Source organism: Amycolatopsis bullii (assembly GCF_014654205.1).
In the GTDB taxonomy this organism is placed as follows: Bacteria; Actinomycetota; Actinomycetes; order Mycobacteriales; family Pseudonocardiaceae; genus Amycolatopsis; species Amycolatopsis plumensis.
Genome location: NZ_BNAW01000070.1, coordinates 25,369 through 41,544, shown reverse-complemented (window position 1 = coordinate 41,544; position 16,176 = coordinate 25,369). Strand labels below are relative to the sequence as shown.

Here is a 16,176-nt window from a genome sequence, read left to right as displayed (position 1 = left end):
ACCGCGCTCGGCGAACGGCTCGCCGAGCTGGCCCCGGGCGAGCGGCGGGATGCGGTCGTCGAGCTGGTCCGCGCGCAGGCCGCCGCCGTGCTGGGGCACCCCGACGCGACCGGCGTCGAGCCCGGCCGCGCGTTCCGCGAGCTCGGCTTCGACTCGTTGACGGCGCTCGAACTCCGCAACGGGCTCGCGGCGGCGACCGGGCTGCGCCTGCCCGCCACCCTGATCTTCGACTACCCGAACTCGGTGGTGCTCGCCGACCACCTGCTCGAACGCGTTTTCGGGGAGGCCCCGGCGCGGACGCGCACGCGCACGGCCCGGGCATCCGGCGACGAGCCGATCGCCATCATCGGGATGAGCTGCCGGTACCCCGGCGGCGTGCGCAACCCCGGCGACCTGTGGTCGCTGGTCGAGGCCGGCGGTGACGGGATCTCGCCGATGCCGCTGGACCGGGGGTGGAACCTGGAGGCGCTGTTCGCCGCCGATCCGGACCAGGCCGGCTCCAGCTACGTGCGGGAGGGCGGGTTCCTCCACGACGCCGCGGAGTTCGACGCCGCGTTCTTCGGCATCAGCCCGCGCGAGGCCCTCGCCATGGACCCGCAGCAGCGGCTGCTGCTGGAAGGCTGCTGGGAAGCGATCGAGTCGGCCGGGATCGACCCGACGTCGCTGAAGGGCAGCGAGACCGGCGTCTACACCGGCGTGATGTACCACGACTACGGCGCCCAGCTGTTCCTGCTCCCCGACGGCGCCGAGGGCTACGTCGGCACCGGCACCTCGGGCAGCGTCGCCTCCGGCCGGGTGTCCTACGTGCTCGGCCTGGAAGGGCCCGCCGTCACCATCGACACGGCGTGCTCGTCGTCGCTGGTCACCCTGCACCTCGCCGCGCAGGCACTGCGCCGCGGCGACTGTTCGCTCGCGCTCGCCGGCGGCGTGACGGTCATGTCGACGCCGAGCACCTTCATCGACTACAGCAGGCAGCGCGCGCTCTCGGCCAGCGGCCGGTCGAAGTCGTTCGCGGCCTCGGCCGATGGCACCGGCTGGGGCGAGGGGCTCGGCATGCTCCTCGTCGCGCGGCTCTCGGACGCGCTCGAGGCCGGTTACCCCGTCCTGGCGATCGTGCGTGGCACGGCGGTCAACCAGGACGGCGCGTCGAACGGGCTGACCGCCCCGAACGGGCCGTCCCAGCAGCGGGTCATCCGGCAGGCGCTCGCCGACGCGGACCTCGACGGCGCCGAGGTCGACGTCGTGGAGGCCCACGGGACCGGCACCCGGCTCGGCGACCCGATCGAGGCGCAGGCGCTGCTGGCCACCTACGGGCAGGACCACCCCGAGGACCGGCCCCTCTGGCTCGGCTCGGTCAAGTCCAACCTCGGCCACACCCAGGCGGCGGCGGGCGCGGCGGGCATCATCAAGATGATCCTCGCCATGCGGCACGGCCTGCTGCCGAAGACCATGCACGTCGACGCCCCGACGCCGCAGGTCGACTGGTCCGCCGGCCACGTCCGGCTGCTGACCGAACCGGTGGCCTGGGAACGCCACGGAAGGCCCCGCCGCGCGGCGGTGTCGTCCTTCGGCATCAGCGGCACCAACGCGCACGTGATCCTCGAAGAGCCCGAACCGGGCGAGCCCGCGGCCCGCGCACCGCGCACCCGTGTGGCGCTGCCGTGGGTGCTCTCGGCCAAGACGGCGGACGCGCTGCGCGGGCAAGCCGCCCGGCTGTTGTCTTATGTGGACGGAAACGGGGAGGTCGACCTCGCCGACGTCGGCTACACCCTGGCGACGCGGCGCGCGGTGTTCCAGCACCGCGCCGCGGTGACGGCCGGCGACGCCGCCGGGTTCCGGGCCGGGCTCGCCGCCCTCGCCGACGGGACGGTGGCGAGCAACCTCGTGCGCGCGGAGGCGGGGCCGGGCGGCAAGACCGCCTTCGTGTTCCCGGGCCAAGGCGCGCAGTGGGCCGGGATGGGCGCCGACCTGCTCGACGCCTCGCCCGTCTTCGACGAGCGGATCTCCGAATGCGCGCTCGCCTTCGCCGGCCTCGTCGACTGGTCGCTCGTCGACGTCCTGCGCGGCGAACCGGGCGCGCCCTCGCTCGAGCGGGTCGACGTCGTCCAGCCGGTCTCGTTCGCCGTCATGGTCTCGCTCGCCGCCCTGTGGCGGGCGGCCGGCGTCGAGCCGGACGCCGTCGTCGGGCACTCGCAGGGCGAGATCGCCGCCGCCTGCGTCGCCGGTGCGCTGTCACTGGAGGACGCCGCGACGATCGTCGTGCGCCGCAGCCAGGCCATCGAAGCCGGGCTGTCCGGGCACGGCGGCATGGCGTCGGTCGGCCTGCCGGAGGAGGAGGCCCGGCGCCGCATCGCACCGTGGGAACCGCGGGTCTCCGTCGCGGTGGTCAACGGGCCTTCGGCGGTCGTGGTGGCGGGGGAGCGCGACGCGATCGACGAGCTGGTCGCGGTCCTGGACGCCGATGGGGTGCGCGCCAAGCGAATCGCGGTCGACTACGCCTCCCACTCGGCGCAGGTGGAACGGATCGAAGCCGTGCTCGCCGACGTGCTGGCCTCGGTGCGGCCGCGCGAGAGCGCGATCCCGATGCTCTCGAGCGTCACCGGCGACTGGGTCGGCGGTGCGGAGCTCGACGCCGCGTACTGGTACACGAACCTGCGCGAGCCGGTGCGGTTCGCGACGGCCGTGCGGGCGCTCGCGGACGTGGGCTACACCGCGTTCGTCGAGGTCAGCCCGCACCCGGTGCTGTCGACGGCGATCCAGGAAACGCTGGACGACGCGGGCAGGCGTGGCGCGGTGACCGGCACGCTGCGCCGCGACGACGGCGGGCTCGACCGGTTCCACACCTCGCTGGCCGAGTGGCACACCCGGGGTGGGGCCGTGACCTGGCCGCGCTTCTTCGCCCCGTACGACGCGCGGCCGGTCGAGCTGCCGACCTACGCCTTCCGCCCCGAGCGGTTCTGGCCGAAGGCGCCGGACTTCGGCGGCGGCGACCCGGTCTCGCTCGGGCTGGCGGCCGCGAAGCACCCGCTGCTCGGTGCCGGGGTGTCGCTGGCGGGCTCCGAGGGGTACCTGTTCACCGGACGGCTCTCGGCGAACACCCAGTCCTGGCTCGCCGACCACGTCGTCGCCGGCACGAACCTGGTGCCCGCCACGGTGTTCGTGGAACTGGCGATCCGCGCGGGCGACGAGGCCGGCTGCGACACCGTGGACGAGCTCGTGTTCGAGGCGCCGCTCGTGCTGCCCGTGCGCGGCGGGGTGGCCGTCCAGGTGCGGGTCGAACCGGCCGACGCGTCCGGCCGCCGTCCGGTCACCGTCCATTCGCGACCGGACGGGGCGCCGGAGGAGCAGCACTGGACCCGGCACGTGAGCGGCCTGCTGGCCGCCGGAGCCACCGCCGGGCCGTCCGAGCCGTTCGGCAGTGAGTGGCCCCCGGCGGGCGCCGAGCCGATTCCGCTCGACGGCTTCTACGGCGACGACGCCGCGGGCTTCTACGCCTACGGGCCCGCCTTCCGCGGCCTGCGCGCCGCGTGGCGGCAGGGCGACGTGGTGCTCGCCGAGGTCGCGCTGCCCGACGGCGGCGAGGCCGACCGGTACGGCCTGCACCCCGCGCTGCTCGACGCCGCGCTGCACACGCTCGGCCTCGGCGTGGTGCGGATCGGCGAGGACGGCGCGGCCATGTTCCCGTTCTCGTGGTCGGGGGTGGCCCTGCACGCCGCCGGTGCCTCGGTGCTGCGCGTGCGGCTGGCTTCCGCCGGCGCGGACAGCGTCGCGATCGACGCGGTCGACGAGGCGGGCGCACCGGTGCTGACCGTCGGCTCGCTGGCCTTCCGGCCGATGCCGGCCGACGCGATCGCGGCGGCGAGCGCGGTCCACCACGACTCGCTGTTCCGGCTGGAGTGGTCGCCGTCCGTCGTCGCGGACCCGGCCGACGACGGGATCTGGGTGGTGCTCGGCGACGACGAGCCCGCCCTGCGCGACCGCCTCGACGAGGCCGGGCGGGGCCGGCACACCATCGAGTCCTATCCGGACGTCGCCGCGCTCGGCGAGGTCGTCGAGTCCGGTGTCGCGGGCGTGCGGACCGTGGTGCTGCCGGTCGTGCCCGGTGCGACCGCCGAGGCGGTCCGGGCGACGGCCAACCGGGTGCTGGCGGTGCTGCAGGACTGGCTCGCCGAGGACCGGCTGGCCTCGACCCGGCTCGTCGTCGTCACGTCGGGCGCGGTCACCACCGCGGGCGAGACCGTCACGGATCTCGCGGGTGCGGCCGTCTGGGGGCTCGTCCGGACCGCCCAGTGGGAGAACCCCGGCCGCATCGTCCTGATCGACCACGACGACGACCCCGCCTCGCTCGCCGCACTGCCGGCGGCCGCGTCGGCGGGCGAACCCCAGCTGGCGGTCCGCGCGGGTGCCACGAGCGTCGCGCGGCTCGCCCGGGTGGCCGTCACCGAGGCCGAGCCCGCGAAGTGGGACCCCGACGGCACGGTGCTGATCGTGGGCGGCACGGGCACGCTCGGCCGGAGCGTCGCCCGGCACCTCGTCACCGAGCGGGGCGCGCACCGGCTGCTGCTGACCAGCCGGCGCGGTCCCGACGCCGACGGCGTCGCCGAGACGGTCGCGGAACTCGCCGAGCTCGGCGCCGAAGTCACCGTCGCCGCGTGCGACGCGACCGACCGCGACTCGCTCCGCGCGGTCCTCGACGGCATCCCCGAGGCGCACCCGCTGACGGCGGTGCTGCACGTGGCCGTGGTGATGGACGACGGCACCATCGGGTCGCTGACCCCCGAGCGCATGGACACGGTGCTGCGCTCGAAGGTCGACGTCGCGCTCAACCTGCACGACCTGACCGCCGACCGGGAGCTCGCGGCGTTCGTGCTCTTCTCCTCGGTCGCGGGCGTGCTCGGCCTGCCCGGGCAGGGCAACTACGCCGCCGCGAACGCGTTCCTCGACGCGCTCGCGCACCACCGCCGTTCGCGGGGACTGCCCGCCCTCGCGCTCGACTGGGGCCTGTGGGCGCGGTCGGTCGAGGCGGGCCGCACGCCCGAGCAGGTGGGCCAGGCCCGGGTCGGCGGTGGTGCGGTCGCCCCGTTGCCCACCGGGGAGGGCCTGCGGCTGCTCGACGTCGCACTCGGCGCGGGAGAACCCGTGCTCGCCCCGGTGGCCCTCGACCTGGCCGCGCTGCGCACCCAGGGCGAGACGCTGCCGAAGGTGTTCCGGGCCCTTGCCCCGGTCACCCGCCGGGTGGCCGGGGCGGCGGCCGAGGCCGACAGCCGGGAACTGGTCGCGCGGCTGGCCGCGCTGCCGCCCGCGGAACGCCTCGACGAGACCGTGCGGCTCGTCCGGTCCTACGCGGCGGCCGTGCTGGGATTCGCCGGGCCCGACGCGATCGAACCCGACCGTGGGCTCGCCGAGCTCGGCTTCGACTCGCTCACCTCCGTCGAGCTGCGCAACGGACTGGCCGCCGCGACCGGGCTCCGGCTGCCCGCCTCGCTCGTCTTCGACCACCCGGTGCCGACCGACCTCGCGGAGTTCCTGCTCGACCAGCTCGCGGACGCGCTCGGCACCGTCACGCCGGCCGGCGGGACCGCACCCGCCGGCGCCACCGCGGCAGCAGGCGACAACGGCGAGACGCTCAGCGACCTGTTCCGGCTCGGCATCGAGCAGGGCAAGGAGCACGAGACGTGGGAGATGCTGCGGGCCGTCTCGAAGCTGCGGTCCACGTTCTCCACGGCCGCGGAGGCCACGAGGATCCCGAAGCACGTGACGCTCTCGCGCGGGCCGTCGCCGGCGAAGCTGATCGCGTTCTCGTCGTACGCGGGACTCGGCGGCGTGCACCAGTACGCCCGCATGGCGGCCGCCTTCCGCGGCACGCACGAGCTGCACGCCTTCCCGAACCCCGGGTTCGCGAAGGGGGAGAGCCTGCCGACGTCGATCGAAGCGGCGGCCGAAGTGCTCGGCGAGGCGACGCGGCCGCTCGTCGAAGACGGCGCCTTCGTCCTCTTCGGACACTCGGCGGGCGGCCTGATGGCGCACGCGACGGCGTGCTACCTCGAACGGCTCGGCGTGCGCCCGGCGGCGATCGTGATGATGGACAGCTTCCGGCCGGACGACACCGCCGCGCTCGGCGTCTCGGGGCCGGAGATGATGGCCGGCCTGCTGTCCCGGGAGGACATCGCGGGCCGGATGGACAGCACCCGGCTCACCTCGATGGACTGGTACTTCCGGATCAGCGAGGAGTGGACGCCGGGCGAGCCCGCCGCGCCGATCCTCTTCCTGCGCGCGGCGGACGCGATGGGTGAACCGGAGCCGGATCCGGACGGCGCCAAGCCGTGGCAGCCCACCTGGAAGGAAGCGCACACGGTGCTCGAAGTGCCCGGCGACCACTTCACGATGGTCGAGTCGCTGGCCGCCGGCACCGCCGAAGTGATGCGGGACTGGCTGGCCGGGCACCTGCCCGCCGGGCTCACGGTGCCGCCGGGTGAACTCTCCACAGCGGAAAGGACAGCGCGATGAAGGACAACGACGGCAGGCACCTGCTGGTGTGGCCGTTCCCGGGGTACGGGCACGTGAACCCGGTGCTGCCGGTGGTGCGCGAGCTGGTCCGGCGCGGCCACCGGGTGACGATGCCGACGACCCCGCGCTTCGCCGCCGAGACCGAGGCGGCGGGCGCCGAGGTGCTGCCGTACGTCTCGGCGCTGGCGGGGCGGCCGCTGCCGGAGGTGTTCGACGCCGACTACCTGGCCCGCGAACCGCTGCGCGCGATGCTGGAGGCGATGGCGACCATCCCGCCGGTCGAGTCGTTCTTCACCGGCCGCGAGGTGCCCGATCTGCTGCTCTACGACTCGAGCACGTACGCCGCGGGCCGGGTGCTGGCCGCGAAGTGGCAGCGCCCGGCGATCCAGCTGTACCCGACGTTCGCGGCCAACGAGAAGTTCCAGCTCGGCCCGCTGGTCGGGGCGGAGTTCGCGCCGGACCTGGACGCCTCGCACCCCGCCTTCTCGGAGTTCTTCGCGTGGATGGGCGAGCTGCTGGCCAGCCACGGCCTGGCCGACCTGCCGATGGAGGAGTTCCACGCGCCGTGCGAAAGCAGCAACCTGGTGTTCCTCCCCGAGGAGTTCCAGCTGGAGCACGAAAGCTTCGACGAGCGGCACGCGTTCGTCGGCCCCTGCGTGGAGGACGTGCCCGCAGGCGAGCGGTCATGGCAGCCACCGGCCGGCGACGACCCGCTGGTGGTGGTGTCACTCGGTTCGGAGAAGAACCGGGACGCGGGCTTCTTCACCCGCTGCGCGGCGGCGTTCGAAGGGCTGCCGTGGCGCGTGGTCCTGACCCTCGGCGGCGGCCTCGACCCGGCCGACCTCGGCCCGCTCCCCGCGAACGCGACGGCGTACCGCTGGCTGCCGCACACGGAGGTGCTGCCGCACGCCACGGTGCTGCTTTCCCACGCCGGGATGAGCAGCGTCATGCGGGCGATGCACGCGGGGGTGCGGCAGGTCCTGGTCCCGGGAACCCCGGAGGAGCACTTCGTCGCCCGCCGCGCGGCGGAACTCGGCGCCGGCCGCCTGCTCGACCCGTCGGAAGCGGACGCGGAGAACCTGCGCGACGCCGTGCTGGCGGTGGCGAGCGACGAGTCGGTGGGGGAGAGCGTCGAGCGTCTGCGCGAGGCGACGCGGAACGCGGGCGGAGCCACGCGCGCCGCAGACGTCGTGGAAGCCCGCCTGGCCGCGCCGGCCCGCTGAGCCATCGAAGCGGCGATGGTGGGTTGGGCTCGGTGCAGGCGGCGCGTTCGAAGCCGCCTGCACCAAGCCGGCCCGGTGATCAGCTGTTCCGCACCTGCGGCCAGATCTCGCTCCACGGCCGCTCACGGTCCTCGTACAACGTCAGCAACCCGGCGACCACCTCGCGGCTGCTGCGGAAGTACGGCGCGAGCTGATCCCGCTTGCCCTCCGAGCGGCTCGGGTTGACCACGAGGACCTTGTCCTTGGTCTCCGACGGCATACCGAAGTACCAATACCCCCGGTGTCCGCTGTAGACCTGCTCGATGCCGTAGCCGCGGCCGTAGTAGTCGGTCGCCGCGGCGAAGGGGTAGATCTCGGCGAAGACCGCGGTGCGCTCGCGCACCTCGGGTGGCAGCGCGGCGTAGGCCTGGCCCGCGCGGAGGCCGACGTCCCGCTGCGGCAGCTCGCCGCTCGCGAACGTCGAGCCGAGCGGGACGCCGTTCCACGACTCGGGCATGCCGCGCACTTTGCTCTCCGGATAGATCGGCAGCTGGACCACGAGGAGCACGGCCGAGAGCGCGAACACCGGCCAGACCAGCAGGCGCCAGCCCTTCGCCATCCGGCGCCGGCTCAGCTCGGCGGCCGCGGCGCCGAACGGCAGCGCGTACAGGCCCATCGTGTAGTAGAACCGCCCGTCGGTCAGCAGGAACGCGACGAACGTCGCCAGCAGCGCGACCGCGAGGAACCGGTAGCTCCGCAGCTCGGGGGCGCGCAGCAGGCGCCAGTACCCGTAGCAGAGCCCGATCACGCCCGCCAGGAACCCGGCGCCGGACACGCTCGTGATGACGAAGGCCACCTTGCCCGGGGACTCGGCCGCGACGACCCGGCCCATCTCGAGGTACGGCCAGCCGTGCGTGGCCTGCCACCCGAGCGCCGGAATGGTGCAGACCACGGCGATGGCGGCGCCGAGCCAGAGCATCGGCCTGCGCAGCAGTTCCCGCGGCCCGAGCACGAGCGCGCTGAGCCCGGTGAGCACCCAGAACGCCGGGATCATGAACTTGGTCTCGAGCGAGATCGCGGTGACGATGCCCGCCCACAGCAGCGGCCGGTCGTCGCGGATGCCGGCCCGGTGCAGCCGCACCCAGCGGACCACCAGCCAGGTGAGCAGCGTCCAGAAGAACGGGTCGAGAGTGTAGGTCGCCAGCCAGTGGCTGACCGTGATGATCCCGCTGCACGCGTAGGCGCCGGCGGCCATGGCCTGCGCGCCCCGGCCGCCGCCGAGCTCCCGGGCGATGAGCGCGGTGATGCCCGCACCCGCCGCGGCCGCGAGGCTGACCGGCAGGCGCAGCGCGATCAGCGAATCCGGGAACCACCGGTCCAGCAGGCCGGCCAGCAGCGGAACCAGCGGCGGCTGGTCGAAGTAACCCAGTGCGGGGTGATCGCGGCCGGCGATGAGGAAGTACATCTCGTCGAACCCGCGGGCGTAGTTGGCGCTGGTCACCACCATCACGACGCCCACGAGGGAAACGATGGCCAGCACCGGTCCCCACGCGATACGGGGCACCGCGGGGGGCGCGGCGGAATGCGGGGTCGCAGCGCCGGCTCTCGCGGCGTCTGCCGGGGCTGTCAGCGTCCGTGCGTTCTTGGATGACATCGCGGGCACCGGCCGTCCTTTCGGTGGGAACCAGCTCTGACTCTCTGTTACCCATCTGACCGCGGATCAAGCGGGATTTCGAGCTGTCAAAGGTCCAGGACTGCTCCGGACGACCCAAGACTTTGGTCGGTCCCGGGTGGATCGTGTGAAAAGGTATTCACCCATTCGGGTAATTTCATCACGGGAAGAGATACGGTGGGTGATCATGAAGAAGGGCCAGTGTCGTGCCCGATCGAGTTATTTCGGCTTAAACTGTGATCCGGATCTCACTGACGATCTTCGCCGCGCCGTCCGGCCGGTTGTTCCAGTCATTGGGATTTTCGGTCGACCTCCTGGACGTCGAACGGCCAAAAGAAAAGGGCACCGTGTTCCCTCCCGGGAGTGCACGGTGCCCTTTTCTTTGGCTCTGATCAATCACCGACGGCGGTCGTCAGTGAATGTTTTCCGGTGAAACCTTCGGTGGCCATTGCCCGACCGGAAGAATGCCCTGCGCGTACGCTTTGGACACCAGCGCCGATCGGTTGGGTGTTTTGAATCGGCGCAGCATCGCGCTGACGTGGTACTCGATCCCCTGTCTGCTCAGGTACAGCTTGGTGGCCAGCCGTGCGGTCGAGATGCCGGTGGCGATCCCTTCGAGCACCCGCGCGTCCAGTTCGCTCAGCGTCTTGCGCTGGTCGGACTCGGACGCGCCCTCCACGGCGTGTGCTCGATCGGGCCTGAGCAGCATGACGATGCCGCTCACGCCACCTGCTGCCTTGCGCACGGCGATCCCGGTCAGCACGCCGGAGGCCACCGTGTAGCTCGGCCGTTCGGCCAGCATCCGCGTCGTGAACCGGTCCCGGGTGCCGGCCCGGAGGCCGGCGAGGTGCTGGGAGACGAGGCGTTCGACGCTCGGGTGGACGAACTTGCTGAACGTCCGGCCGTAGACCTCGGCCGCCGACCGGCCGAGGTAGTTGAGAAATTCGGCGTTCGCTTCCAGTACGAGTAGATTGTGGTCGAGATTGGCTACGCAGAATTCCGAAAGCTGACCGGCCGCCGGCCGGGCTGTTCGCTGCGTCGGGCAAATACCCCCCGGTGCAGGCGATGCTTCCATGCGAACATTCATTAGTAGACCCCCCAGAGACCTACGAATAATGTTAATTGTATATTAAATTCGTGAACACAGAAGCCATGGTGAACTTCTAACCGTAACCTATCAGCAGTGAGTGGGTCAGTCAACCGTGGTCAGGCCGGTGTTTAAGGCGGGACTTTGACTCCCGGGTTAAGTTAAGTTTACATCAAATGATCATGCTTTAATAAGTGAAACTAATTCTTCGCATTCCGGCTGACTGTTCTCGGTCGGCAAGATACCAAAGTATATTTTGCGGACAGACCTTCGGATAATATTCTGTTGCCTGGGTCACCCCTTGTCCTCCGGCTCAGGCGAGTGTGAGAACGAGCTCGTCCAGACCGAGCACCAGCGCCGCCGACGCCGCGTTCTTCCCGGCGGTCCGGACCGCGAGTTCGTGCCGGCCTGCGGTCAGCCGCACCGCGCCCCGGTCGTTCCGCACGACTTCCTCGTCGCCGGGCCGGTAGGTGTCGAACGGCGCACCGACCGCCGTGGCGTCGATTTCGATCACCCCCAGGCCGCGTTCGGGGGAGGCCGACCAGAACGCGCTCAGCGCGTACACCCCGTCCCGGGGCACCGTGACGGAGGCGGTGAAGCCGTCGCCGGGGTGGTCCGCCGCGACCAGCACGTAGGCCGTGTCCGACATGATGGGGCTCAGCGGCACGTAGAGCGGCACGTTCGCCTGTGCCGCCGAGGCGAGTGCCTCGGCCTCGATCTCGTACTGCCGTCCCGCGGTTCCCGCGACGGCGGCGGAGGCCTCGCTCGCGTTGCCGCCGCCGTCCACCGCCCGGACGCGGTAGTACCACTGGGCGCCGGGACCGGCGCCCCGGTGCTGGAACGAGCGGCCGACCGTGGTGCCGACGAGGTTCGCCGTCGTCAGCGCCACCTCGGGCGTTCGCGCCGCGTACACCTCGTACTGCGCGATCGTCCCGTCGTCGCGGGCCGGCTCCCACGCGACGTTGACGGCGTCGGTCCGGTCCGCCGTCGCGCGCACCGAAGCCGGTGCGGCCGGCCGCGTCGTGTCGGCGAACGGTTCGACGCGGGTCAGCAGCCGGTACTGCGAGGCCGACCACGCGGGCGCGCCGGCTTTCGGCCGCAGTTCGACGGTGAGCTCGCGCTTGTTCCCGATCAGCGCGGCGGGCAGCGGGAACTCGTCCTCGAGCCAGCGCGAAGTGGTGTCGTGCAGCGGTTGCCGCCACGTCCCGGCCGCCTTGCCGTCGACGAACACCGCGGCTTCCTGGCCGGCGAGCTGCTGATCGGCCAGCCGCCGCAGGAGCGCGCCGCGGCCGTTCGGCGCGGTCCGCACGGTGAACGCGACGGTGCCGGTCGCCGAGGTCGTCGGCCGCCGCAGCTTCGCGCGGTAGTCCACGCCCTCCACCGTGCTGTCCAGTGCGGACACCGTCTCGCCGCCGGCCCGGTACCCGTGTGCCGTCCGGCTGGCGACGTCGGCCGGGTCGACGACGTCGGTTTCGCGCAGTCCCGTCTTTTCCTGGCCGTACCAGTACGAAGTCCAGCTGTGCTCGACCGGGTCGGTGTTCACCGAGCCGCGTTCCGCGGAGAACCGCAGCGAGCCGTCGAACGGGATGGCGTCGGCGAGCAGGAGCTTGGTCGCCCCGACGCACAGCGAGACACAGCCGTCGGCCTCCTCGGAGAAGCCGGACAGCGCGGCCGTCGGGGTCGACCCGGGCATGGTGATGCCGAGGAAGTACCAGCCGCCGCCGTAGAAGTCTTCGGTCCCCGTGCCGTGCAACGCGGGTGTCGCGCGGCCGTCGACGTAGGCGCGCTCGTCGCCTTCGAGGAATTCGAGCTTGTTCAGGCCGCCGGGCGCGCCGCGCATCGTATCGGTGACGCCGTAGAAGGTCCCTCGGCCCCGTGCGTCGAGCAGCGGCACGTCGGTGCCGTCGGGAAGCTTGCCGGACTTGCCGTGGGTGGCGTGGAAGTAGCCGGTGGACTGGGCGGCGAGCTTGCCGGCGACCGAGCCGTCCGGCGCCGACGTGACCTCGACCTTCGCACCGGTGATGGGCACGCCGGAGTCGTTCACGAGCTCGACCTCGGCGTGGCCGGCGAAGGGCATCGGCCACCAGGCCGTGTACCAGCCGCCCGGCGAGGGGTCCATGGCGTACAGCAGGCTCCGCGTGTCGAACGCCCCGAGCCCGGAGCCGAAGAACTCGCCGATGGGGGCGTCGACCGTGGTGCGCCCGTCGAACGAGATGCGCAGACGCGCCCCGGTGAGCAGCGCGCGCGAGCGCTCGGCGGCGGCTTCGGGCACCGGGATGCGCAGCTCCCGCAGACCGTGCCACACCTCGCCGCGGTTCGTGTAGCCGTGGGCGCGTTCCTCGGCCTCGTGCCAGTGTCCGACGTCGAGCGTGTCGGTCCGGGTGTAGGAGCCGTCGACGAGGCTGTGGACGTCGTAGCGGAATTCGGTGGACTTCGCGTCGGCTTTCGTGGTGATCGCGAGCGACGCTTTGCCCGCGGTGAGCTCCGCGGGTACCTGCAGCGACTCGAACCCGGCTTCGCCGGCGGGCTGCGCGGTGGCGTTCGCCCGCTTGCCGTCGACGAACACCTGCGGGGGCGGCCCGGTCTCCGCCGGGTCGATCTTGCGCGTGAGCCGGACGCCCTGGTTGCGGGGATCGACGGTGACGCGGAACGAACTCTCGCCGCCCGCGCCGAGCGTCCTGCCGTCCTCGTGGCCCGCGGAGGCCGGCACGACCTGCGGGAGTGCGACGCGCAGCCGGGTGATGCGGCCGGAGCCGGTCAGCCGGACCGGTTCGGTGGCCCGGCCGCTCGGGACGTCGGCGGTCCGCGTCGTGGTCGTCGCGCCGGGGGCCGGTGGTTTGGGGTCGTCGAACCCGAACCGCCGCAGCCGCTGGAGGACGTCGCCGGCGGGGTCGGCGGGGTCGAACGTGCGCACCTGGGCAGCGTCGTCGAAGTCGCGGTAGTCGACGTGGTAGAAGAGCGGCGAGTTGCGCATGGTGACGCGCATCGACTCGCGGTAGGGCATCGGGACCTGGATCGACATGCCGCCCTTGGTGCCGAGGCTGTCGCCGACCAGCGGCCAAGCGAACGGCGCGCCCAGCTTGCCGGACACCACGTCGCCCATCCGGGCGTCGAGCACCGTCCGGCCGTCGAGTTCGATCTTGATCGTGTTGTTCTCGTAGCGGTCGGGCGGCGGCACGCGGGCCGCCACGGCCCGGTTCGGCGGCCGGGCCGCCTGCTCGGCCGGCTGTTGGGCCGGTTGTTCGCCCGCCGGTCCGGTCGGCGGATCCGGCTCGTCGGGGGGCGTGTCGCCGACCATCCAGATCGAGGTCAGCTGCCCGGCGCCGGTCCGGTCGGCGATGACGCAGCCGTCCGGGCTCTCCGACAGGCAGGTGTAGGTGCCGAAGAACCCGTCGTCGTTGGCGCCCGACCGGTCGAAGCTGGAGAACCGGCCGGCCCGGTCGCCGGTGCGCAGCGAACTCAGGCCGTCGATGTCGCGGTAGACGTCCCACCCGCTGTACCGGCCGCCGGGAGCGGCCGCCGGGTACGCCTCCCCTTCGCCGGAGGCCGCGGCGATGCCGCTCGCGGCGGCCGCGACCACGAGGAGACCGGATAGCAAACGTTTGCGCACAGTGGACCGCACGAGTAAGTACTCCCCCAGAGCACTAGGTGATCAACGAGTCCGACACTAAGGACGGTCGTTGCTTACTCGCAGGATGGTCTCCTCTTTTGAGGGAAATTCCCAGTCCTCTGGTCACAGTGCGCGACGAAGGTTGTCCACCTTCGGGTGACATGGGACAGTCGCGGAGGCCCGCTCGGAAGAGGGCGGCCGGGGTCAGCGTGCCTTCAGCGGCTCCCACCACGACCGGTTGTCCCGGTACCAGGAGACCGTCTCCGCGAGCCCGCGCTCGAGGTCGACCTCCGGCCGGTAGCCGAGCTCGGCCGACGCCTTCGTGATGTCGACCGAGTAGCGCCGGTCGTGCCCCTTGCGGTCGGCGACCGGCTGGATCGCGGACTCGTCGCGGCCGGTCGCTTCGAGCAGCCGGTGGGTCAGCTCGCGGTTGGTCAGCTCGGTCCCGCCGCCGATGTTGTAGACCTCGCCGGCCCGGCCCTTGGCGGCGACCAGCTGGATGCCCCGGCAGTGGTCGTCGACGTGCAGCCAGTCGCGCACGTTGAGCCCGTCGCCGTACAGCGGGACGCGGAGGCCGTCGAGGAGGTTGGTGACGAACAGCGGGATGACCTTCTCCGGGAACTGGTACGGCCCGTAGTTGTTGGAACAGCGGGTCACCGAGACGTTCAGCCCGTGCGTGCGGTGGAAGGCGAGCGCGATCAGGTCGCTCGACGCCTTCGAAGCCGCGTAGGGGGAGTTGGGCGAGAGGGGGAAGTCCTCCGGCCACGAGCCGTCGTCGATCGAGCCGTACACCTCGTCGGTCGACACGTGCACGAACCGCTCGACGCCGGTCTCGAGCGCCCCCTGGAGCAGCGTCTGGGTGCCGACCACGTTGGTCCGGACGAAATCGGCCGCGCCCTCGATCGAGCGGTCCACATGCGACTCGGCAGCGAAGTGCACGACCAGGTCGGCGTCGGACAGCACCTGCTTGACGGTCGCGGGATCGCAGATGTCGCCGACGACGAACCGCAGCCGTTCGTCGGCCGTGACCGGGGCGAGGTTGGCCCGGTTCCCGGCGTAGGTCAGCAGGTCGAGCACGGTCAGCACTTCCGGTTCGAACCCGGGGTAGGCGCCGGAGAGCGCTTGCCGGACGTAGTGCGAACCGATGAACCCGGCCCCGCCGGTCACCACGACGCGCATCCGGCTCACCTCCCGTTCCGTTGCGCGGCGAGCGCGATTTCCATGACGTACTGCCCGTAGAACGACTTGTTGATCCGCTCGCCGAGCCGGTGGCAGGCCGCGGGGTCGATGAACCCCATCCGCAGGGCGATCTCCTCGAGGCAGGCGATCCGCACGCCCTGCCGTTCCTCCAGCGTCTGCACGTAGTGCCCGGCTTCGAGCAGCGACTCGTGCGTGCCGGTGTCCAGCCACGCGAAACCGCGCCCGAGATCGACGACGTGCGCGCTGCCCCGCTCCATGTAGGTCGCGTTGATGTCGGTGATCTCGAGCTCGCCCCGCTTGGAGGGGGTCAGTCCCTTCGCGATCTCCACCACGTCGTTGTCGTAGAAGTACAGCCCGGTGATCGCGCGGTTGGACTTCGGCTGGGCCGGTTTCTCCTCGACCGAGATCAGCATGCCGTTCTCGTCCACCTCGCCGATGCCGTGCCGGTGCGGGTCGGACACCGGGTAGCCGAAGAGGACACAGCCCTTCAGGTCCTGCGTCTTGGCCTGGAGCATCCCGGAGAAGCCGGGGCCGTGGAAGATGTTGTCGCCGAGGATGAGCGCGGCGTCGTCGTTGCCGATGTGGTCGGCGCCGATGATGAACGCCTCGGCGAGACCGTTCGGCTCCGGCTGTTCGGCGTAGTCGATCCGCAGCCCGAGCCAGGAACCGTCGCCGAGCAGGCGCCGGAAGGCGGGGAGGTCGGTCGGGGTGGTGATGATCAGGATCTCGGTGATGTCGGCCAGCATGAGCACCGACAACGGGTAGTAGATCATCGGCTTGTTGTAGACCGGCACGAGCTGCTTGGACACGGCGAGCGTCACCGGGTGCAGCCGGGTGCCGCTGCCGCCGGCGAGAATGATGCCCTTCATGGGAACCTTCTGGGGTTGTCGGGACGAAC

At 71.9% G+C, this 16,176-nt stretch carries 7 protein-coding genes; 2 read left to right on the top strand and 5 right to left on the bottom strand.

The genetic code is table 11. The features are described from left to right. Window positions 1–6,507: type I polyketide synthase (locus IE317_RS41425; RefSeq protein WP_191316824.1), on the top strand; the 6,507-nt coding region annotated here is incomplete at its 5' end. Further along, window positions 6,504–7,730 carry a macrolide family glycosyltransferase gene (locus IE317_RS41420; protein WP_191316823.1) on the top strand — a complete coding sequence of 409 codons (1,227 nt, stop codon included), beginning with the start codon at window positions 6,504–6,506 and terminating at the stop codon, window positions 7,728–7,730. The genes IE317_RS41425 and IE317_RS41420, both read left to right, overlap by 4 nt. A gap of 79 nt (window positions 7,731–7,809) precedes the next feature. Here the strand turns inward: IE317_RS41420 and IE317_RS41415 are convergent, their stop codons facing one another. From IE317_RS41415 to rfbA, 5 genes are all read right to left on the bottom strand, one after another. Beyond that, the gene (locus tag IE317_RS41415; protein ID WP_229903194.1) at window positions 7,810–9,228 is read right to left on the bottom strand and encodes an ArnT family glycosyltransferase; all 1,419 of its coding nucleotides are present in this window, start codon (window positions 9,226–9,228) and stop codon (window positions 7,810–7,812) included. A gap of 565 nt (window positions 9,229–9,793) precedes the next feature. Further along, the gene (locus IE317_RS41410) at window positions 9,794–10,456 is read right to left on the bottom strand and encodes a helix-turn-helix transcriptional regulator (RefSeq protein ID WP_191316821.1); all 663 of its coding nucleotides are present in this window, start codon (window positions 10,454–10,456) and stop codon (window positions 9,794–9,796) included. Window positions 10,457–10,781: 325 nt separating this feature from the next. Then, complete coding sequence (locus IE317_RS41405) at window positions 10,782–14,048, bottom strand: glycoside hydrolase family 172 protein (protein ID WP_229903193.1); 3,267 nt, start codon at window positions 14,046–14,048, stop codon at window positions 10,782–10,784. A 234-nt stretch (window positions 14,049–14,282) separates the two neighbouring features. Then, window positions 14,283–15,257, bottom strand: coding sequence for a dTDP-glucose 4,6-dehydratase (gene rfbB, locus IE317_RS41400; RefSeq protein WP_191316819.1), 975 nt, complete (start codon window positions 15,255–15,257; stop codon window positions 14,283–14,285). A gap of 5 nt (window positions 15,258–15,262) precedes the next feature. After that, window positions 15,263–16,147 carry a glucose-1-phosphate thymidylyltransferase RfbA gene (gene rfbA / locus IE317_RS41395; RefSeq protein WP_191316818.1) on the bottom strand — a complete coding sequence of 295 codons (885 nt, stop codon included), beginning with the start codon at window positions 16,145–16,147 and terminating at the stop codon, window positions 15,263–15,265. Window positions 16,148–16,176: the final 29 nt, after the last annotated feature.

Bases quoted from the DNA above. Each gene is read 5' to 3' on its own strand.
- IE317_RS41420 (WP_191316823.1), top strand. From the start codon at position 6,504: ATGAAGGACAACGACGGCAGGCACCTGCTGGTGTGGCCGTTCCCGGGG.
- IE317_RS41410 (WP_191316821.1), bottom strand. From the start codon at position 10,456: ATGGAAGCATCGCCTGCACCGGGGGGTATTTGCCCGACGCAGCGAACA.
- rfbB (WP_191316819.1), bottom strand. From the start codon at position 15,257: ATGCGCGTCGTGGTGACCGGCGGGGCCGGGTTCATCGGTTCGCACTAC.
- rfbA (WP_191316818.1), bottom strand. From the start codon at position 16,147: ATGAAGGGCATCATTCTCGCCGGCGGCAGCGGCACCCGGCTGCACCCG.